We start from the raw sequence: 20,247 nt of genomic DNA on the forward strand, positions 1-20,247 counted from the left end.
ATCGAGGAGTACGGGTGTCGGATCGCTGGATCGCCGTGTTGTCCGGCGGCCTCTCGCACGAGCGCGAGGTCTCGCTGCGGTCGGGACGGAGGCTCTCAGCGGCCCTGCGCGGCACCGGGCTCGTCGTCGAGGAGTGGGACGCCGACGGGACGCTGCTGAGCCGTCTGCGGGGCTCTCGGCCCGATGCGGTGGTGGTCGCGCTGCACGGCGGGGAGGGCGAGAACGGCGCGGTGCAGTCCGTGCTGGAGATGGCGGGCGTTCCGTTCGTCGGGACCGACTCGAAGTCCTGCCGCAGGGCCTGGGACAAGCCGACCGCCAAGGCGGAGCTGGCGCGCTCCGGGCTGGCGACGCCGGAGTGGGTGGTGCTGCCGCACAGCACCTTCCGCGTGCTCGGCGCCCAGGCCGTGCTCGACTCGCTGGTCGACCGGCTCGGGCTGCCGTTGATCCTCAAGCCGGACCAGGGCGGGTCGGCCCTCGGCGCCCGGGTGGTGCGCGAGGCCGCGGAGCTGCCCGCCGCGATGGTCGGCTGCCTGGCCTACGGCGACACCGTGATGGCCGAGCGCTACATCGAGGGCGTCGAGGTCGCCGTGACGGTCGTGGACGGGCCGGAGGGACCTGAGGCCCTCCCCGCCGTGGAGATCGTTCCGGAGAGCGGTCTCTACGACTACTCCGCGCGCTACACCGCCGGGCTCACCCACTACCACGCTCCGGCGCGGCTGTCCGAGTCCGAGGCGAAGGCGGTGGGGGAGCTGGCCGTCGCCGCGCACCGGCTGCTCGGTCTGCGCGACGTGTCGCGGACGGACGCGATCGTGGCGGCGGACGGCACGGTCCACTTCCTGGAAGTGAACGTCTCTCCCGGACTGACCGAGACCTCGCTGCTGCCGATGGCGGTCGAGGCGGCGGGCCGCTCGCTCGGCGAGGTCTTCGCCGGACTCGTCGAGAAGGCCGTCGCTCGCGGCTGACGAACGCCGAAGGGGCCCCTGGACGCTCATCGCGTCCGGAGGCCCCTTTTTCGGTTTCGTCACCGTGACAAAACGACCCAGTGTGCCGCCTAGGCCCCGTTTTGCGTCCGATTTGTCCCGTTCGGCTGCATCATCGCGACGATGCGCTCCAGGTCGTCCACCGAGCCGAACTCGACGACGATCCGGCCCTTCCGCTTGCCGAGCTCGACCTTGACCCGGGTCTCGAAACTGTCGGAGAGCCGCTCCGCCAGATCCTGGAGACCGGGCGCGTGCATCGGCTTGCGGGGAGCGGGCTTGGGCTTGGCGGGCAGCTCGCTCTTCGCGAGGGTGACCGCCTCCTCGGTGGCCCGCACCGACATGCCCTCGGCGACGATGCGCGCCGCCAGCTCCTCCTGACCGCCGGAGTCCTCCAGCCCGAGCAGGGCACGGGCGTGACCGGCGGAGAGCACCCCGGCCGCCACTCGCCGCTGCACGGGGAGGGGGAGCTTCAGCAGGCGGATCATGTTGGTGATGACCGGGCGGCTGCGCCCGATCCGCGAGGCCAGCTCCTCGTGCGTGACCTCGAACTCCTCCAGCAGCTGCTGGTAGGCCGCCGCCTCTTCGAGCGGGTTCAGCTGGACGCGGTGGATGTTCTCCAGCAGCGCGTCCCGGAGCATCGCGTCGTCGGCGGTCTGCCGGACGATGGCCGGGATCTTGGTCAGCCCGGCCAGCTTGGACGCCCGCAGGCGCCGCTCGCCCATGACGAGCTCGTAGGAGTTGCGGGACAGCTCGCGCACGACGATCGGCTGCATGAGGCCGAACTCGCGGATCGAGTGCTCCAGCTCGGCGAGCGCCTCGTCGTCGAAGACCTGGCGCGGCTGCTTCGCGTTGGTCTTGATCTCCGAGATCGGCACCTCGCGGTAGACCGCGCCCGCGACCTTTCCGCTGACCTCTTCGGCCTTGCCGCCCTCGCGGTTGGCAACGGCGAGGCCGCCCGAGCTGGCCGCCGGAGCACCGCCAGGCGGGCCCTGGGGGATCAGGGCGGCGAGGCCCCGTCCGAGGCCGCCTTTCCGTTCGCTCATGTCCGCTCCATCTGCGTGCCCCGGATGGCCAGCTCGCGCCCGGCGTCGAGATAGCTCATCGCTCCACGGGAACCCGGATCGTAAGCGAGCACGGTCTGTCCGAAGCCCGGCGCCTCCGAGACCTTCACACTTCTGGGGATGACCGTCTTCAGGACGTGGTCCCCGAAGTGCGACCGGACCTCGGTGGTGACCTGGTCGGCGAGCTTGGTGCGGCCGTCGTACATCGTGAGCAGGATCGTGGAGACGTCCAGCGTGGGGTTCAGGTGCGCTTGGACCAGCTCGATGTTGCGGAGCAGCTGACCGAGCCCTTCCAGCGCGTAGTACTCGCACTGGATCGGGATGAGCACCTCGCGGGCCGCCACGAGCGCGTTCACCGTGAGCAGGCCGAGCGAGGGCGGGCAGTCGATGAAGACGTAGTCCGGGCGGAGCTCGTCCAGCGCCTCGGGGGAGAGGGCTTCCTTGAGCCGCCCCTCACGGTTGGGCATGGAGACCAGTTCGATCTCCGCGCCGGCCAGGTCGATCGTGGCCGGGACGCAGTACAGGTTGTCGGACTGGCTGCTGACCGCCGCCGCGTCGGACACCGAGATCTCGCCGATCAGCACCTCGTAGATCGAGGGGGTGCCGGAGCGGTGCTCGACGCCCAGCGCGGTGCTGGCGTTGCCCTGCGGATCGAGGTCGATCACGAGGACCTTCAGGCCGTGTATGGCCAGTGCCGCCGCGAGGTTGACCGTGCTCGTGGTCTTGCCGACCCCGCCCTTCTGGTTCGCGACGGTCATGATCCGGCGCCGGGCGGGCTGGGGGAGTTGGTTCGCGTCGGGGTGGAGCACCTTGGTGGCCCGCGCGGCCTCCTCGGCGATCGGGGTCCACCCGGAGAACTGGTCGGAGGTCGTCACCGCGTGCTGCCCCTCTCCGGCATTCGGCGCGCTGTGCGCCCCGCTCGAACCCGCTGTTTCACGTGGAACATCTCGCGCTCCGTTCTGCGACTCACGCCTCACCGGTCCTTCCTCCTGCGCCGCCGGGAGTCCCGGCCGCGGTCGACCTCGACCCGCGGCACGAGCACCACCGTGGTCGGCACCTCCAAGACGCCTTCGCCCCGCGTCACGAGCTCGGCGGCGCCGCCACCGGCCGCCTTCACCTCGCGGGCGTCGCGCTCGATCTCCTCCGCCGCGCTGGCGCCCTTGAGCGCGATCAGCTGGCCACCAGCGCGCGCCAGCGGCAGGCACCACGCCGCGAGCTTGGCCAGCGGCGCCACCGCGCGCGCCGTCACCACATCGGCTCCGCCGTGGTTCGTCCGCACCGACTTCTCCTCGGCGCGACCCCGCACGACCGTCACTGAGGACAGCCCCAGCTCGTCCGCCACGTCCTCCAGCCACCCCACTCGGCGAGCCATCGGCTCCAGCAGCGTCAGGCGCAGGTCCGGCCGGGCGATCGCCAGCGGGATGCCCGGGAGCCCGGCACCGGAGCCGACGTCGATCACCCGCGCGCCCTCGGGGAAGAGGTCGCTGATCACCGCCGAGTTCATCAGGTGCCGGTCCCACAGCCGGTCGACCTCGCGGGGACCGATGAGCCCCAGCTCGACCCCGCGCTGCGCCAGCATGTCGTGGAACCGCACCGCGAGCTCCAGGCGAGACCCGAACACCTGCTCCGCTCCGGGCGGTGGGCCTGTGGGGGTCGGCACGGACGGACGCTGTTCGGTTTCGTTCATCTCTCTCCAGCTCGCGGTTGCGTTTCACGTGAAACACGGGCGCTTGGCATCGCGGCCCGCGCCGCCGTGTTTCACGTGAAACGAGTATCGAGGGTTCGCCCGGGGCCATCCGCTCCGGCTCGCCGCTCACGCGCCAACGGGCGCGGCGATCGCGCCACCGGCCAAGCATCACGGGTCCGAAGCGAGAAGGGAAGCGGATGGCGGGCGAGGTGAACCTCGTTACGCGATGCGCAGCGAGGGTGGCTTTCGCCCGGTGCGGGTTCCCCCAAAACAAGGGTCCTCCGCAGCGGGTGAGGCGGTCAAGCTGAGGGGGCGCTTGTGCGGAGATTCGTTCGGCAGTTCCTTCGTCCGGGGCAGCCCGGCACGCGAAAGGGCCCCGCGGTCGTCGACCACGGGGCCCTTCGGGGAGTGCTGCGTCAGGAGGTGCGGAACACCACGACCCGACGGTTGGGCTCCTCGCCCTCGCTCTCGCTGTGCACGCCGCTGACGGTGGCGACCGCGTCGTGCACGACCTTGCGCTCGAACGGGGTCATCGGCCGCATGCGGATGGACTTCTCGGTCTCCAGGACCTTCTCCGCGGTGGAGCGGCCCAGCTCGCTGAGCTCCTCCCGGCGCTTGGCCCGCCAGCCCGCGACGTCGAGCATCAGGCGGCTGCGGACGCCGGTCGCCTGCTGCACCGCGAGGCGGGTCAGTTCCTGGAGGGACTCCAGCCCCTCACCGCGGCGACCGACCAGCTTCTCCAGGTCCTCACCGCCGTCGATGCTCACGATCGCGCGCCCGGCCTCGACGTCGAGGTCGATGTCCCCGTCGTAGTCGAGCAGGTCGAGCAACCGCTCCAGGTAGTCCCCGGCGACGTCGCCCTCACGCACGAGCAGCGATTCGCCGCCCTCGGCCTCGGCGGCTGAACCGGCTGCGTCGGTCCGCACGTCCGCATCCTCGGCCTGCAAGGTCTCCGACACGGTTTCTCCTCTCAACTGGCAGCCGCCTCAGCGGCGCTTGCGATTCTGCTTCTTGCCGCGAGACCGGTCGTCGATGATCCCGGGGACGGTGCCCGACTTGGGGCGGGCGGAGTCGTCCTGGGGAGCAGAGCCGTTCGCGGCGGGCTTGTCGGCCGGCTTCTCGGCCTTGGTGGGGTCCTCGGCAGGCGAGGTCGCCGTGGTGTCCGCGGCGGGGCGCTTGCGGGCCGGCTTCTGGCCCGGCTTCGGCGCGAGGTTCTGCCGCTTGGAGATCGCGTCCTGCTTCTTCTGCTCTTCCTCGCGGTCGATGCGGTGGTACACGACGTACTGCTGCATCAGCGTCCAGAGGTTGTTGCTCAGCCAGTAGAGCAGCATGCCCATGGGCAGGAAGAGACCGGCGACGAGCACGCCGGCCGGGAAGACGTAGAGCGCCAGCTTGTTCATGATCGCGGTCTGCTGGTTGGCCGCGGCGGGGTTCTGCCGGGCGACCGAGTGCCGCGAGGTGAGGTGCGTCAGCGCGCTCGCCACGATCATGATCGGGATCGTCACGAAGATCTGGACGTTGCGGTCGGTGCCGTAGTGGGCCAGCGTCTCGGCGGTCGCGGTCAGCGAGGACGAGAAGTTCGCGCCGAACAGCTTGGCGGCCAGGTAGGACTTCACGTCCTCGGCGCCGAAGAAGAAGTTCTGCTCAGCCCCGGCCTTGAAGCCCTGGAGCACGTTGGTCAGACCGAAGAACACCGGGATCTGCACCAGCATCGGCAGGCAGCCGCCGAGCGGGTTGAAGCCGTGCTCGGACTGGAGCTTCTGCATCTCCGCGGCCATGCGCTGCCGGTCGTTGCCGTACTTCTCCCGCAGCTTCTGCATCTGCGGAGCGAACTCCTGCATCTGCTTCATGGAGCGCACGTACTTGACGAACGGCTTGAAGAGGATGGCCCGCAGGGTGAAGACCAGGAACATGATGGACAGCGCCCAGGAGATGCCGCTGGCGGCTCCGAACAGCGTCCCGAAGACCTTGTGCCAGACCCACATGATGCCTGACACCGGGTAGTTGATGAAATCCAGCACGAAGCTACTCCTCGGCGGGGATGTGGTGAACCCGCTCCTGGTCAGTGGACTCGCCACGTGACCCTCGGCGCGGTGGAACGGGGTCCATGCCTCCAGGGTGCCAGGGGCCGCAGCGGAGCAGTCGGCGCGCGGCGAGCCAGCAGCCGCGGAGCGCGCCGTGCACGGTGATCGCCTCGACGGCGTAGGTGCTGCAGCTTGGGTAGAAGCGACAGGACGGGGGGAGCAGGGGGGAGATCCATCTGCGGTAGCCGCGGATGGGGAGCAGGAGCACGCGCCCGGCGAGACCGGGTCGGCCCGGCTCGGACTCGGGTGGCTGCCGCTCGGTCATGACGACGGTCCCCGCGCGGGACGGCGGAGCTTGCGCAGCGCGGCGTCGAGGTCGGCCGCGAGCTCGGTGCTCGTCGCGTCGGCCGCGGGCGCGAGCGCGCGGACGACGAGCTGGGAGCCGGTGGGCAGCTCGGCCAGCCGGGGCCCCAGCAGGTGCCGGAGCCGACGGCTGACGCGGTGCCGCACGACGGAGTTGCCGACCGCCTTGCTCACGACAAAGCCCACTCGCGACGGGAGGACCCCGTCTGGAGTGGGCTGCGTCGCGTCAACCGCTTCGGCCATGCCTTCCTCCCGCTCGGGCAGCAGAGCGTGCACCACGAGCCGGGAACGTCCACTGCGCCGTCCCCGGCGCATCACCAGACCGAAGTCCTGGCGACGCCTGAGCCGAGAGACAGCGGGGAGCACGGCGAAGGCGGCGGTCAGGCCGACAGCTCAGCGCGTCCCTTGCGACGGCGAGCGGCCAGGATGGCGCGGCCGGCGCGGGTGCGCATGCGCAGCCGGAACCCGTGGGTCTTGGCGCGACGACGGTTGTTGGGCTGGAAGGTGCGCTTGCTCACGGACGGATCTCCCGGTTGCTCATTACTGGCAGGTCGATGGTCGTCCCACGCCTACCGAGGTAAGGAAGGTGCTGCCCCGCGACGTCGTCGACTCCGGGGGAGTCGCATGACGGGCGCAGCGCAACGCTCCCGCTGCGGGCGGGAGACCGTTCGAGGGTACGCACCGGGCATCCGCACATCAAATCCGGGGCCTTCGACCACCACCGGGCTACGGACTGCACACGGTCGGTTGACTTCCACGCGGCCGATCGCGGGCGCGAGCTTGTTCCTCGGGGCCGCCGTTGCTAGCGTGCCTGTCCGCGCTCGGGGCTGGAAGCTCCGCGGAGTTCGCTGGACACCCTGCACAGGTGGTCGACATCGCCGGTCGGCGGGGGTCGTTCGAGGCAGCGGGGCAGCCCGCCGTACCTTCATGCACAGTTGTGGATAATCCTGTGGACGCCCATATCCTCACCGACTCAGCGGTCGCGACTCGGGTACGGGCAGGCGGGTGTCTCCCGCCGGCCCGACGGGTCGCGTGCGAGTTGAGGGGAGGGGAGCGCAGCAGTGTCCGACAACCACGATCTGGCTCTCATCTGGGACCGGGTCGTCCAGGAGCTGTCAGCAGGCACCCTGACCAGGCAGCAGCGCGCGTGGATGCAGATCACCAGGCCGATCGGCCTGCTTGACGGCACCGCCCTGCTCGCCGCCCCGAGCGACTTCGCCAAGGACGCCATCGAGCGCAGTCTGCGCGGACCGATCACCGCGGCGCTGTCCCGCCACCTCGGCGGGACCGTCTCGCTCGCCGTGAAGGTGGACACCGCCCAGCCGAGCGCGGCCGTGGTCAGCCCGCCGCCCGGCATCGTCGCGGGCCCCGGCCTGGCCGTTCCGCCGGAGACCGCCTCCGAGATCACCCGCCCGCTGCCGGTCATCACCGACGACGGCGAGGAAGAGGTCGACGAGGAGCGCGAGGCGCTGGCCACGGTCAACGAGATCTGGCCGACCTTCAACGGCCAGGCCCCCGAGGGCGGGCTGGCGGGTCAGCCGTTCACCATGCCCCGGCACGGACCGCCGACCTCGCAGACGAAGCTCAACGAGAAGTACACCTTCGACACCTTCGTCATTGGCGCCTCCAACCGCTTCGCCCACGCGGCGGCGGTCGCGGTCGCCGAGGCACCGGCGCGCGCCTACAACCCCCTCTTCGTCTGGGGGGAGTCCGGGCTGGGCAAGACCCACCTGCTGCACGCCGTCGGGCACTACGCGCAGCGGCTGTTCCCCGGGATGCGCGTGCGCTACGTGTCGACCGAGGAGTTCACCAACGACTTCATCAACTCCCTGCGAGACGACCGCAAGGTCGCCTTCCAGCGCCGCTACCGGGACGTCGACATCCTGCTCGTCGACGACATCCAGTTCCTGGAGGGCAAGGAGGGAACGCAGGAGGAGTTCTTCCACACCTTCAACACGCTGCACAACGCGAACAAGCAGATCGTGGTCTCCTCCGACCGCCCGCCCAAGCGGCTGGAGACGCTGGAGGACCGGCTGCGCACGCGCTTCGAGTGGGGTCTGATCACCGACGTCCAACCGCCCGAGCTGGAGACGCGGATCGCGATCCTCCGCAAGAAGGCAGCCCAGGACCGGCTGAACGTGCCCGCCGAGGTGCTGGAGTTCATCGCCGCGCGGGTCGAGCGCAACATCCGCGAGCTGGAGGGCGCGCTGATCCGGGTGACGGCCTTCGCCTCGCTCAACCGGCAGCAGGTGGACACCCAGCTCGCCGAGATCGTGCTGCGCGACCTGATCCCCGACTCGCACGCCCCGGAGATCACCGCGCCGACGATCATGGCGGTCACCGCGGAGTTCTTCACGCTGACCATCGACGACCTCTGCGGCCCCGGCAAGACGAAGGCGCTGGCCGGTGCCAGGCAGATCGCCATGTACCTGTGCCGCGAGCTGACCGACCTGTCGCTGCCGAAGATCGGCCAGACCTTCGGCGGCCGCGACCACACGACGGTCATGCACGCGGACAAGAAGATCCGCAAGGAGATGGCGGAGCGCCGCCGCACCTACGACCAGGTGCAGGAGCTGACCTCCCGCATCAAGATGCGCGCCAAGGGCTGATCCCGGCGCTCGGCCTCACCCCCGCACGGCTCGCACGGGCCCGCTGACGCGCGCTCGCGTGCCGGGGTCGCCCCAGCTCGTCCTCGCGCTCGGCGCTCCTCCTTTATTCAGGGTGGGGAGCGCGCGGGCGGGCATGGTCGAGACCGGCCTTCCGGCGTTTCGCGGGGGTGTGATCCCCTGTCCCCTGGCGGTTGAAGCCGGGCCGACTCGCACCCCCGTCCCGTAACCCACACCCGGAGAAACCCCCGCCGACGCGCCTCGGCAACAGCCGTCCCACCGTCAGGGACGGCGTTTTTTATTGGCCCTGTGGGTCGCCGGACGGGCTCGCGCCCCCAGAAAAGTCGCCGATTTTGTCCCCCATCCAGGGAGATCCGGACCACGTGCGGGCTGTGGGGAACCTGGGGGCAACCCCACCCACATCTGGGGAGCGTTCTGTGGACAACTGGGGACAACTGGGGATCGAGGGTGTGGACCGAAGATCCATCCACACCCGACCCGAGTTATCCACCGGAGAAGTCCACCGACCATCCACACTGGAGAACCAGCTCGGACCTGCGCGGACGCCGTCTGTCCACACAATCCACAGCCCCTATTACTGCTGTTGGTTTTCCCTTGAAGTTGAAGAACAAAGAAAAAGCAGGGGGCTGGGGATCTGGGGATGGCTCGTCCGCCGAGGGGCTCCAGGGCGTCCAGGCCGAGATGACGCGTCGGGCATCGACGCTCTACCGTGGTGCCACCGCACACCAGCCGCCGGTCACTCGCCGGTCCTCAGCCGGCGTCGGCCGCTCGCTCGCCACCCAAGGTTTATTGGCGGTGTGGAGCGTCGTTGTCGGTCCGGTGCGCGAAAATCGCGTGGTTGCCTCGTCGCCGCGTCGGCGGTGCGTGCCGAACCCGAAAGGAAGCCCCATGAAGATCCGCGTCGAGCGCGACGGCCTTGCCGACGCCGTCGCCTGGGTCGCTCGCAGCCTGCCCTCGCGGCCGCCGGTTCCGGTCCTCGGCGGTGTGCTGCTGGACGCGGGCTCGGGTGAGGACTCCAGCGAGACCCTGACCATCTCCGGCTTCGACTACGAGGTCTCCGCCCAGGTCGGCGTCCCGGCGATGGTCGCGACCGGTGGCAAGACCCTGGTGTCCGGGCGCCTGCTCGCCGACATCACCAAGTCGCTGCCGAACCAGCCCGTCGAGATCGCCGTCGACGGCAGCCGCGTGAGCATCACCTGCGGCAGCTCGAAGTTCAGCCTGCCGACCATGCCGGTCGAGGACTACCCGTCGCTGCCGAACATGCCGCAGCTGGCCGGGTTGCTCCAGGCCGAGGTATTCGCCGGTGCCGTCAGCCAGGTCGCGGTCGCCGCAGGCAAGGACGACACCCTGCCGATGCTGACCGGCGTCCGCCTGGAGATCGCCGACTCCAAGCTCACCCTCGTCGCCACCGACCGCTTCCGCCTCGCCATGCGCGAGTTCGAGTGGGAGCCGTCGGGCTCGGTGGAGACCGCGGTGCTGGTGCCCGCGCGCACCATGGCCGACGCGGCCAAGACCCTCGGCGGTTCCGGCAACAAGATCGAGCTGTCGCTCGGCTCGACCGACGGCCTGCTCGGTCTGGCGGGCTCCGGCCGCCGCACCACCACCCGGCTGCTGGACGCGGAGTTCCCGAAGTACCGCCAGCTGCTGCCCAGCGAGCACAGCGCCGCCGCGGTCATCGAGGTCGCCAAGCTGGTCGAGGCGATCAAGCGCGTCTCGCTGGTCGCCGAGCGCGGCACCCAGGTGCGGCTGGAGTTCAGCGAGGCGGGCCTGAAGCTGACCGCGGGCGGCGACGACGAGGGCAGCGCGGAGGAGGAGCTCGCCGTCGAGTTCACCGGTGAGCCGCTGACCATCGCGTTCAACCCGGCCTACCTGCTGGACGGCCTCGGCGCGCTGCACACCGACCGCGCCCAGCTGGAGTTCACCAGCTCCAAGCGCCCCGCGCTGGTCAAGCCGGTCGGCGACGAGGGCGACGTGCTGCCCGGCTACGTGTACCTGCTGATGCCGGTTCGGCTGCCGGACTGACGGACACCCTTACCCCACAACGCTTCCAGCCCCGTTCGAAAAGGATGGCATCGGTGCAGCTCGGACTCGTCGGTCTCGGCAAGATGGGCTTCAACATGCGCGAGCGGCTGCGCCGCGCCGGGCACGACGTGGTCGGTTTCGACCGCAACCCGGACGTCAGCGACGCCGCATCGCTCGCCGACCTGGTGTCGAAGCTGGACGGTCCGCGCACCGTCTGGATCATGGTCCCGGCGGGCGGCCCGACCAGGGAGACCGTTGAGGAGCTCGGCGAGCTGCTCAGCGAGGGCGATCTGGTGATCGAGGGCGGCAACTCCCGCTTCACCGATGACCAGGAGCACGCGAAGTTCCTGGCGGACAAGGGAATCGGCTACATCGACTGCGGTGTGTCCGGTGGCGTGTGGGGTCTGGAGAACGGCTACGGCCTGATGGTCGGCGGCGAGAAGTCCTTTGTGGACCGTGCGATGCCGATCTTCGACTCGCTGCGCCCGGCCGGCCCGCGCGAGGAGGGCTTCGCGCACGCGGGCGCGGTCGGCGCGGGCCACTTCTCGAAGATGGTGCACAACGGCATCGAGTACGGCCTGATGCAGGCCTACGCCGAGGGTTTCGAGCTGCTGGACGCCTCGAAGGTGGTCACCGACGTGCCCTCGGTGATCAAGGCGTGGCAGCGCGGGACTGTCGTGCGGTCCTGGCTGCTCGACCTGCTGGTGCGGGCGCTGGACTCCGACCCGGAGCTGGACGACCTGCGCGGCTACGTCGAGGACTCCGGCGAGGGCAGGTGGACCATCGAGGAGGCGATCAACCTCGCGGTGCCCGCCCCGGTGATCTCGGCGGCGCTGTTCGCGCGGTTCGCCTCCCGCCAGGAGGACTCGCCCGCGATGCGCGCCGTCGCCGCGCTCCGCAACCAGTTCGGCGGCCACGCCGTGCACAAGGCCGGAAGCTGACAGCCGACCCGCGTGTACGTCAGACACCTCCAGGTCACCGACTTTCGCTCCTGGGCGCACGCCGACGTGCCCCTCGAACCAGGCCCCAGCGTTCTGATCGGGGCGAACGGCCAGGGCAAGACCAACCTGGTCGAGGCGATCGGCTACGTGGCCACCCTGTCCTCGCACCGGGTGGCCACCGACGCCCCGCTCGTCCGGATGGGCGCTCCGCGCGCCGTCGTCCGGACGGCCGTCGTGCACAGCGGCCGGGAGCTGCTGGTCGAGCTGGAGATCACTCCGGGCAAGGCCAATCGCGCCCGGATCAACCGCGCGCCCGCGGGGAAACCGCGCGATGTGCTGGGAATCCTCCGCACGGTGCTGTTCGCGCCGGAGGACCTGGCGCTCGTGCGGGGCGATCCCGGTGAGCGCAGGCGCTTCGCCGACGACCTGCTGGTGGCGCGCACCCCGCGGTTGGCCGGGCTGCGCTCGGACTACGAGCGCGTGCTCAAGCAACGCGGCGCGCTGCTGAAGACCTCGGGCGCCGCGCGGCGGGCCGGTCGGGGCGGCGACATCGGCACGCTGGAGGTCTGGGACGGGCACCTCGCCCGGCACGGCGCCCAGCTGCTGGCCTACCGGCTGAACCTGGTCGCTGACCTGGAACCGCTGGTCGCGGCTGCCTACGCCGGGGTGGCACCGGAGTCACGACCTGCGCACATCCGCTACCGCAGCACCCTGGGCGATGACCTGCCCGAGGGCTACGGTGTGCCGGGCGGGCCGAGGGCCGACGCCGAGCAGCTGGAGACCCTGCTGCTGGAGTCGATGGCCAAGGTCCGCTCGCAGGAGCTGGACCGCGGGGTCTGCCTGGTCGGACCGCACCGCGACGACATCGAGCTGATCCTCGGTGAGGCGCCCGCCAAGGGCTACGCCAGTCACGGCGAGTCGTGGTCGTTCGCGCTGGCCCTGCGCCTGGGCGCCTACGAGGTGCTGCGCGGGGACGGGGTCGAGCCGGTGCTCGTGCTCGACGACGTGTTCGCCGAGCTGGACCGGCGTCGGCGGCAGCGCCTGGCCGCCGTCGCGGCAGCGGCCGAGCAGGTGCTGGTGACCGCCGCGGTCGCCGAGGACGTGCCTGCCGAGCTGGAGGCGGTCCGCTACGACGTGCGGGAAGGAGAGATCCACCGTGTCTGATGAGCAGCGGGGCCACCGTCGCACATCTGGGGATAACCCTGTGGACAGTGTGGACAACTCCGTCACGCGTCGAGGTGGGACGGCGTCTGAGCCAGGGAAGAGCCCGGACAGTTCCACCCGGTCGAGTGGTGACAAGACCGGCGCCGAGCACGCACTGCGAGGGTCGGACCTCGCCAGGGCCGCGCTGGAGGCCGCGAAGGCCGAGGCGAAGGCCCGGGGCGTGACCAAGGGCAGGGCGAAGGGCTCGTCGAGCGCCGGCAGGTCGAGCGTGTCGCGCAAGCGCCGCCGCTGGTCCGGGCCGGGGGCGGACGACCGCGACCCGCAGCCGCTGGGCAGGCTGGCCTCGCGGATCATGGCCGACCGGGGTTGGCAGGGCCAGCTCGCCGGGGGGCACGTGTTCAGCCGCTGGGCCGCGCTGGTCGGCGACGAGGTCGCTGAGCACGCCAAACCGGTCACGCTCCAGGACGGCGAGCTGACCGTCCAGGCCAGTTCGACCGCTTGGGCGACACAGTTGAGGTTGCTCCAGCGGCAACTGCTCACCAAGATCGCCGCAGGGGTCGGAAAAGACGTCGTGCGCAGGTTGAAGGTCCAGGGACCGGCCGCACCGAGCTGGAGGTACGGTCCGCGTCATGTACCCGGGCGGGGCCCGCGCGACACGTACGGTTGAAATGAGCCGCCAAGGAGAGCGCCGCAGGCGTGTCGAACCCGTGTCGCAGCACTCTGGACTTGGTGAAGTTCGCGCGAATCGCCCTGTGACGTTCTCAGGGGTGTCCTAGTGCCTGTTCTGTCGGTGCCGACCGGTAGTATTGAGAAGGTTGGGGCCAGCTCTCCTGCGAGGTAGCTCCGGCCAACATCGTGTGCACCTTGTCTGCGAGGAGACACCAGGCCCGTGGCTGACAACAAGAACGCGTACAACGAGTCATCGATCACAGTCCTCGAAGGTCTGGAAGCCGTCCGCAAGCGCCCCGGCATGTACATCGGCTCGACCGGTGAGCGCGGACTGCACCACCTCATCTGGGAGGTCGTCGACAACTCCGTCGACGAGGCGATGGCCGGTTACGCGACCAAGGTCGAGGTGACCCTGCTCGCCGACGGCGGCGTCCGGGTCATCGACGACGGCCGCGGCATCCCCACCGGCATCATGCCGGGGGAGGGCAAGCCCGCCGTCGAGGTCGTGATGACCAAGCTGCACGCGGGCGGCAAGTTCGACGGCGAGAGCTACGCGGTCTCCGGCGGTCTGCACGGTGTCGGCATCTCCGTGGTGAACGCGCTGTCCACCGCCGTGAACGTGGAGATCCACCAGAACGGCTCGGTGTACCGCCAGCGCTACGAGAAGTCCAAGCCCGCGCACGAGCTGCGCAAGGAAGAGGACACCGATCGCACCGGGACCTCGATCACCTACTGGGCCGACGACGAGATCTTCGAGACGACCGTCTACAACATCGAGACGATCGCCAGGCGCGTCCAGGAGATGGCCTTCCTCAACAAGGGCCTGACCATCGTGCTGCGCGACGAGCGGGTGGCCGAGGGCGAGGAGGACGCCGAGACCGGCCAGGTCCGCGAGCGCACCTTCCACTACCCGGGCGGCCTCGAGGACTTCGTCCGGCACATCAACGCCACCCGCGACGAGATCCACAAGAGCGTCATCGGCTTCGAGGCCAAGGGCGACACCCTCGAGGTCGAGATCGCGATGCAGTGGAACACCGGCTACTCCGAGTCGGTCTACACCTTCGCGAACACGATCAACACGCACGAGGGCGGTACCCACGAGGAGGGCTTCCGCGCCGCGTTGACCCGCGTCATCAACGAGTACGCGCGCGACAAGAAGTTCCTCAAGGAGAAGGACACCAACCTCTCCGGCGACGACGTCCGCGAGGGCCTCGCCGCGATCATCTCGGTGAAGCTCAAGGAGCCCCAGTTCGAGGGGCAGACCAAGACCAAGCTCGGCAACACCGAGGCGAAGTCCTTCGTGCAGAAGGCGTGCAACGAGCACCTCGCCGACTGGATGGACCGCAACCCCGCCGACGCGAAGACGATCATCACCAAGGCGATCTCCTCCTCGCAGGCCCGGATGGCCGCGCGCAAGGCCCGCGAACTGGTGCGGCGCAAGGGCGCGCTGGACATCGGCGGCCTGCCCGGCAAGCTCAAGGACTGCCGCTCGACCAACCCGGCGGAGTGCGAGATCTACGTCGTCGAGGGCGACTCGGCAGGCGGCTCGGCCAAGGAGGGCCGGGACTCGATGTACCAGGCGATCCTGCCGATCCGCGGCAAGATCATCAACGTTGAGAAGGCGCGCATCGACCGCGTGCTGAAGAACAACGAGGTGCAGAGCATGATCACCGCGCTCGGCACCGGCATCCACGAGGAGTTCGACCTCGAGAAGCTGCGGTACCACAAGATCGTGCTGATGGCCGACGCCGACGTCGACGGCCAGCACATCCGCACGCTCCTGCTGACGCTGCTGTTCCGCTTCATGCGCCCGCTGATCGAGCACGGCCACGTGTACCTCGCGCAGCCGCCGCTCTACAAGATCAAGTGGCTGCGCACCGAGCCGGAGTTCGCCTACTCCGACCGCGAGCGCGACGGGCTGATCGAACAGGGCCTCGCCGCGGGCAAGAAGCTCGGCAAGGACGACAACATCCAGCGCTACAAGGGTCTCGGCGAGATGAACGCCGACGAGCTGTGGGAGACGACCATGGACCCGGCGCAGCGCGTTCTGCTCCAGGTGACCATGGACGACGCCGCGACGGCCGACGAGCTGTTCAGCGTGCTGATGGGGGAGGACGTCGAGGCGCGGCGGTCCTTCATCACCCGCAACGCCAAGGGCGTCCGCTTCCTCGACGTCTGACCGGCGCTCTCCCACCCTCCCGGCCCGCTGAAGCACGAGAAGGACTGCAATGACGGACACGACGCTTCCGCCGCAGCACGACCGCACAGAACCGCGCGACATCCAGCAGGAGATGCAGAACTCCTACATCGACTACGCGATGAGCGTCATCGTGGGTCGAGCCCTGCCGGACGTGCGGGACGGTCTCAAGCCGGTGCACCGCCGCGTGCTCTACTCGATGTTCGACTCCGGCTTCCGCCCGGACCGCGGCTACAACAAGTGCTCCCGCGTCGTCGGCGACGTCATGGGCAACTACCACCCGCACGGTGACTCCTCGATCTACGACACCCTCGTGCGGATGGCCCAGCCGTGGTCGCTGCGCTACCCGCTCGTCGACGGCCAGGGCAACTTCGGCTCCTCGGGCAACGACCCCGCCGCCGCGATGCGCTACACCGAGTCCCGGCTCGCGCCGCTGGCCATGCACCTGCTGGCCGACATCGACGAGGACACCGTCGACTTCCGGCCGAACTACGACGGCCGCACCCAGGAACCCGACGTCCTCCCGGCCCGCATCCCGAACCTGCTGATCAACGGTTCGGCGGGCATCGCGGTCGGCATGGCGACCAACATCCCGCCGCACAACCTCCGCGAGGTCGCCTCCGGCGTGGTCTGGGCGCTGGAGAACTGGGACGCCGGCGAGGACGAGACGCTCGCGGCGATGATGATGCGGATCAAGGGGCCGGACTTCCCGACCTCCGCGCAGATCCTGGGCACGCAGGGCATCGAGGACGCCTACCGCACTGGCCGCGGTTCGGTGCGCATGCGCTCCGTCGTCGACATCGACGAGGACGCCAAGGGCCGCACGATCCTGGTCGTCACCGAGCTGCCGTACCAGGTCAACCCGGACAACCTGGTCGAGAACATCGCCAACCTGGTGCGCGACGGCAAGCTCACCGGCATCGCCAACATCGCCGACGAGTCCAACAGCCGCAAGGGCATGCGGATCGTCATCACCATCAAGCGCGACGCCGTCGCCAAGGTGGTGCTGAACAACCTCTACAAGCACACCCAGCTCCAGTACTCCTTCGGCGTCAACATGCTGGCCCTGGTCGACGGCGTGCCGCGCACGCTGCGGCTGGACCAGATGATCCGGCACTACGTGAAGCACCAGGTCGAGGTCATCGTCCGGCGGACCAAGTACCGCCTGCGCAAGGCCGAGGAGCGTGCGCACATCTGGCGCGGCCTGGTCAAGGCGCTGGACATGCTCGACGAGGTCATCGCGCTGATCCGCCGCTCGGACACCCCGGACACCGCGCGCTCCGGCCTGATCGACCTGCTCGGCGTCGACGAGGTCCAGGCGAACGCGATCCTGGAGATGCAGCTGCGCCGCCTCGCCGCGCTGGAGCGGCAGAAGATCGTCGACCAGCTGGCCGAGATCGAGGTCGAGATCGCCGACCTCAAGGACATCCTGGAGAAGCCGGAGCGGCAGCGCACCATCGTCCGCGACGAGCTGATGGCCATCGTGGACAAGCACGGCGACGACCGCCGCACCAAGATCATCCCCTTCGACGGCGACATGTCGATGGAGGACCTGATCGCGGTCGAGGACGTGGTCACCACGATCACCAGGACCGGCTACGCCAAGCGCACCAAGACCGACCTCTACCGCTCGCAGAAGCGCGGCGGCAAGGGTGTGCAGGGCGCGCAGCTCAAGCAGGACGACATCGTGGCGCACTTCTTCGTGTGCTCCACCCACGACTGGATCCTGTTCTTCACCAACCAGGGCCGGGTCTACCGCGCGAAGGCCTACGAGCTGCCGGAGGCCAACCGCACGGCCCGCGGCCAGCACGTGGCGAACCTGCTCGCCTTCCAGCCGGACGAGCACATCGCCCAGGTCATCCACATCAAGGACTACAACGCCGCGCCGTACCTCGTGCTCGCCACGAAGGGCGGCCTCGTCAAGAAGTCCAAGCTGTCGGACTTCGACTCCAACCGCAGCGGCGGTCTCATCGGCATCAACCTGCGCGAGGGCGACGAGCTCGTCGGCGCGGTGCTGTGCTCCTCCGACGACGACCTGCTCCTGGTCTCCGCGGACGGCCAGTCCATCCGCTTCCACGCCAGCGACGAGGCGCTGCGCCCGATGGGCAGGGCGACCTCCGGCGTGCTCGGCATGCGGTTCAACGAGGGCGACGAACTGCTCGCGATGGGCGTCGTGGCCGACGACAAGTTCGTGCTCGTGGCCACCGACGGCGGCTACGCCAAGCGGACTCCGCTCGGGGACTACCCGATCCAGGGACGCGGCGGCAAGGGCGTGCTGACCATCCAGCACGACCGCAGGCGTGGCAGGCTGGTCGGTGCGTTGATCGTTGACGTCGACGACGAGCTCTACGCGATCACCTCCAGCGGCGGGGTCATCCGCACGAGCGCGGCCGAGGTCCGCAAGGCGGGCAGGCAGACCAAGGGGGTGCGCCTGATGAACCTGGGCGAGAAGACCACTCTGGTCGCGGTGGCGCGCAATGCTGATGACAATGAACCCGAGCCCGGCACCGAGGCCGCAGACGGTCCCGGAGTCGAAGCCGTGATCGGCGACGTGGTGGACGAGGTGACCGAGCCCGCAGCGGAGGAGGTCGTCGCCGACACCGACGTGAGCGATCACACCGAGGAAGGCAACAACTAGGCGGCCGTACGCGTCTAGCTGGATGGACCGCACCATCGGCAAAGGACCGTGATGACTTCACCCCAGAACCCCGACCGAACCGATGACCAGGCAGGGAAGTCCGACGACCGGACGTCGCTGACCACCAGTCCCGGGACGGACGGGGGCGCTGAACCCGTCGAGCGCGGCGAGCAGGCCGAGGCGGGCGAGGGCGCGACGCAGGCTCCGCAGGAGACCGCACGGGCTGAGGGCAACGGCTCCGGCGAGGCCACCCAGAAGGTGGTCAAGCCCGCCAAGGGCGATGGTGGCGGTCCCCAGATCGACGCCAAGACCGAGCACATCGCGCTCGGTTCGGCCCCACCGCCGTGGCAGCGGGTCACCGTGTCCGGACAGGGCACGGCCCCGCCGCCACCGACGGCGCAGCAGCCGCCCGGCGGGCTCGGCCGCCCGCCGGAGCAGCCGAGGGACTTCGCCGAGGAGTTCCAGGACGAGCCCACCCAGCACACCGAGCAGCCGATGTTCGCCGGGCTGAGCGACGAGTCGGTCGGCGGCCGCACCACGGTGACCTTCCCCACAGCGGGTGGTCGTCCCGCTGCGGCCACGGCGGCCGCTTCGGCCGCGACGGCAGCGGCGCCGAGCGCCCGCCGCACCGGACGGGGCCCGCGCCGGGCCAGCCTCCAGGTCAAGAGGATCGACCCCTGGTCGGTGCTGAAGCTGGCCCTGGTGCTGTCCGTCGCGCTGTTCTTCGTGTGGATGGTCGCCGTCGGCGTGCTCTACGGCGTGCTGCACGGGATGAGCGTGTGGGACAAGCTCAACGGCACCTACAAGGACCTGGTGCAGACCGCGGACGGGGCCAACGCGGAGCCGTTGATCAGCGTCGGCCGCGTGTTCGGCGTCTCGGCGATCGTGGGCGCCATCAACATCATCCTGTTCACCGCGATGGCCACGGTCAGCGCGTTCGTCTACAACGTCTCCGCCGAGCTCGCCGGCGGCGTCGAGGTCACGCTTTCCGAGCGTGACTAGGGACTTTGCCGTGAAGCTGGCCCCGGTTTGGGCCGGGGCCAGCGCATCGGGTAGTGTCTGTTTCATCGCAAGGGCCTATAGCTCAGCTCGGTTAGAGCGCTTCACTGATAATGAAGAGGTCGGAGGTTCAAGTCCTCCTAGGCCCACTGCAAGTTCCTGTCTTGGGGGCACCCGGGATCATTGCGCCGCTAAGGAGGCGACCGGACGTGAAGAAGTTGCTCGCACTTGCTGCTGTTGCAGGCGCCGTGCTGTTCTTCGTGAAGCGCAACCGCTCGGCGAAGGCCGAGGCGGACCTGTGGCGCGAGGCCACCGCGCCGACCGAGAACTGATCTCGCGACGAGCGCCAGCCGCTCGTTGAGGACCTGTAGCCCCGGTGGCCTTCTGGCCACCGGGGCACATGTCCGCTCGGGGACATAGCTCAATTGGCAGAGCACCGCCTTTGCAAGGCGGGGGTTAGGGGTTCGATTCCCCTTGTCTCCACGTACTCTGGACGACCCTGCTCAGGTGCTGACGCACCTTCGCCGGGTCGTCCGTCATTTCGTTGGGGGGCCGAGCCCCCCACGCCCCCCACGGTGCGAGCTCCTGCTGAACCAGCGTTGATCGCTCGGCTTCGCCGTCGCTTGCTGGGTGTTGACCAGCGTTCTGCCGCTTCGCTTCGCTCGCGATTGTTCGGCTTGGCCAGCGTTGTTCGACGTTCTGGTTGACTGCGGCCCATGAAGCGGATCGTTGGTGTGGCCGTCTTGGTGACCTGTCTTGCTGGATGTGCCGGAGGGCCACCTTCCGCTGGCAGCGCAACAACATCGTCGGCTGCGGCTTCTTCGGCTTCTGGTGGTGGGGGGCCGGTGGAGGCGCCTCGGTGGCCGGAGGTGGGG

At 69.5% G+C, this 20,247-nt stretch carries 18 protein-coding genes and 2 tRNA genes; 12 read left to right on the plus strand and 8 right to left on the minus strand.

The features are described 5' to 3' along the window. Window positions 1-14: 14 nt before the first annotated feature. Window positions 15-962, plus strand: coding sequence for a D-alanine--D-alanine ligase (locus CCN37_RS01250; RefSeq protein ID WP_086818727.1), 948 nt, complete (start codon window positions 15-17; stop codon window positions 960-962). 89 nt (window positions 963-1,051) lie between these two features. On the opposite strand, the gene CCN37_RS01255 is transcribed toward CCN37_RS01250, so the two are convergent. From CCN37_RS01255 to rpmH, 8 genes are all read right to left on the minus strand, one after another. Further along, window positions 1,052-2,023, minus strand: a complete 972-nt coding sequence (locus CCN37_RS01255; RefSeq protein WP_086818728.1) for a ParB/RepB/Spo0J family partition protein — start codon at window positions 2,021-2,023, stop codon at window positions 1,052-1,054. Continuing rightward, window positions 2,020-2,916 (minus strand): ParA family protein, encoded by an 897-nt coding sequence (locus tag CCN37_RS01260; protein ID WP_086818729.1) that lies wholly within the window; start codon window positions 2,914-2,916, stop codon window positions 2,020-2,022. The genes CCN37_RS01255 and CCN37_RS01260 overlap by 4 nt, the downstream gene beginning before the upstream one ends. Window positions 2,917-3,014: 98 nt before the next feature. Beyond that, the gene (gene rsmG / locus CCN37_RS01265) at window positions 3,015-3,728 is read right to left on the minus strand and encodes a 16S rRNA (guanine(527)-N(7))-methyltransferase RsmG (RefSeq protein ID WP_086818730.1); all 714 of its coding nucleotides are present in this window, start codon (window positions 3,726-3,728) and stop codon (window positions 3,015-3,017) included. 416 nt (window positions 3,729-4,144) lie between these two features. Next, on the minus strand, window positions 4,145-4,687 hold the full coding sequence (locus CCN37_RS01270; protein ID WP_246842748.1) for a R3H domain-containing nucleic acid-binding protein: 543 nt from the start codon (window positions 4,685-4,687) through the stop codon (window positions 4,145-4,147). Between the two features lie 27 nt (window positions 4,688-4,714). Beyond that, the gene (yidC, locus tag CCN37_RS01275) at window positions 4,715-5,749 is read right to left on the minus strand and encodes a membrane protein insertase YidC (protein WP_086818732.1); all 1,035 of its coding nucleotides are present in this window, start codon (window positions 5,747-5,749) and stop codon (window positions 4,715-4,717) included. A 4-nt stretch (window positions 5,750-5,753) separates the two neighbouring features. Next, the gene (gene yidD / locus CCN37_RS01280; RefSeq protein WP_086818733.1) at window positions 5,754-6,077 is read right to left on the minus strand and encodes a membrane protein insertion efficiency factor YidD; all 324 of its coding nucleotides are present in this window, start codon (window positions 6,075-6,077) and stop codon (window positions 5,754-5,756) included. After that, on the minus strand, window positions 6,074-6,481 hold the full coding sequence (gene rnpA / locus CCN37_RS01285) for a ribonuclease P protein component (protein WP_086818734.1): 408 nt from the start codon (window positions 6,479-6,481) through the stop codon (window positions 6,074-6,076). Before rnpA ends, yidD begins: the two co-directional genes overlap by 4 nt. Window positions 6,482-6,495: 14 nt before the next feature. Beyond that, window positions 6,496-6,633, minus strand: coding sequence for a 50S ribosomal protein L34 (gene rpmH, locus CCN37_RS01290; RefSeq protein ID WP_010849920.1), 138 nt, complete (start codon window positions 6,631-6,633; stop codon window positions 6,496-6,498). A 543-nt stretch (window positions 6,634-7,176) separates the two neighbouring features. Between rpmH and dnaA the strand changes: the two genes are divergently transcribed. The 11 genes from dnaA to CCN37_RS01340 all read left to right on the plus strand — a co-directional run bounded on the left by dnaA (window position 7,177) and on the right by CCN37_RS01340 (window position 19,855). Then, a complete protein-coding gene (gene dnaA / locus CCN37_RS01295) occupies window positions 7,177-8,724 on the plus strand; it encodes a chromosomal replication initiator protein DnaA (RefSeq protein WP_086818735.1) in 1,548 nt (515 codons plus the stop codon). Between the two features lie 906 nt (window positions 8,725-9,630). Continuing rightward, the gene (dnaN, locus tag CCN37_RS01300) at window positions 9,631-10,764 is read left to right on the plus strand and encodes a DNA polymerase III subunit beta (RefSeq protein WP_086818736.1); all 1,134 of its coding nucleotides are present in this window, start codon (window positions 9,631-9,633) and stop codon (window positions 10,762-10,764) included. 44 nt (window positions 10,765-10,808) lie between these two features. Continuing rightward, a complete protein-coding gene (gene gnd / locus CCN37_RS01305) occupies window positions 10,809-11,705 on the plus strand; it encodes a phosphogluconate dehydrogenase (NAD(+)-dependent, decarboxylating) (protein WP_086818737.1) in 897 nt (298 codons plus the stop codon). Between the two features lie 12 nt (window positions 11,706-11,717). Beyond that, a complete protein-coding gene (recF, locus tag CCN37_RS01310) occupies window positions 11,718-12,869 on the plus strand; it encodes a DNA replication/repair protein RecF (protein ID WP_086818738.1) in 1,152 nt (383 codons plus the stop codon). A gap of 154 nt (window positions 12,870-13,023) precedes the next feature. Then, window positions 13,024-13,536 (plus strand): DUF721 domain-containing protein, encoded by a 513-nt coding sequence (locus CCN37_RS01315; protein ID WP_086818757.1) that lies wholly within the window; start codon window positions 13,024-13,026, stop codon window positions 13,534-13,536. A 222-nt stretch (window positions 13,537-13,758) separates the two neighbouring features. Then, entirely contained in the window at window positions 13,759-15,717 is a 1,959-nt protein-coding gene (gene gyrB / locus CCN37_RS01320) for a DNA topoisomerase (ATP-hydrolyzing) subunit B (protein WP_086818739.1), read from the plus strand. A gap of 49 nt (window positions 15,718-15,766) precedes the next feature. Then, the gene (gyrA, locus tag CCN37_RS01325) at window positions 15,767-18,373 is read left to right on the plus strand and encodes a DNA gyrase subunit A (RefSeq protein ID WP_086818740.1); all 2,607 of its coding nucleotides are present in this window, start codon (window positions 15,767-15,769) and stop codon (window positions 18,371-18,373) included. A gap of 297 nt (window positions 18,374-18,670) precedes the next feature. Continuing rightward, on the plus strand, window positions 18,671-19,375 hold the full coding sequence (locus CCN37_RS39570) for a DUF3566 domain-containing protein (protein WP_246842755.1): 705 nt from the start codon (window positions 18,671-18,673) through the stop codon (window positions 19,373-19,375). 71 nt (window positions 19,376-19,446) lie between these two features. Next, window positions 19,447-19,521: transfer RNA gene (locus CCN37_RS01335), tRNA-Ile, on the plus strand. A gap of 60 nt (window positions 19,522-19,581) precedes the next feature. After that, window positions 19,582-19,704, plus strand: a complete 123-nt coding sequence (locus CCN37_RS40665) for a DLW-39 family protein (protein ID WP_210407818.1) — start codon at window positions 19,582-19,584, stop codon at window positions 19,702-19,704. 78 nt (window positions 19,705-19,782) lie between these two features. Beyond that, window positions 19,783-19,855: transfer RNA gene (locus tag CCN37_RS01340), tRNA-Ala, on the plus strand. Window positions 19,856-20,247 lie beyond the last annotated feature (392 nt).

It is taken from the genome of Allokutzneria sp. NRRL B-24872, from assembly GCF_002155965.1.
In the GTDB taxonomy this organism is placed as follows: domain Bacteria; phylum Actinomycetota; class Actinomycetes; order Mycobacteriales; family Pseudonocardiaceae; genus Allokutzneria.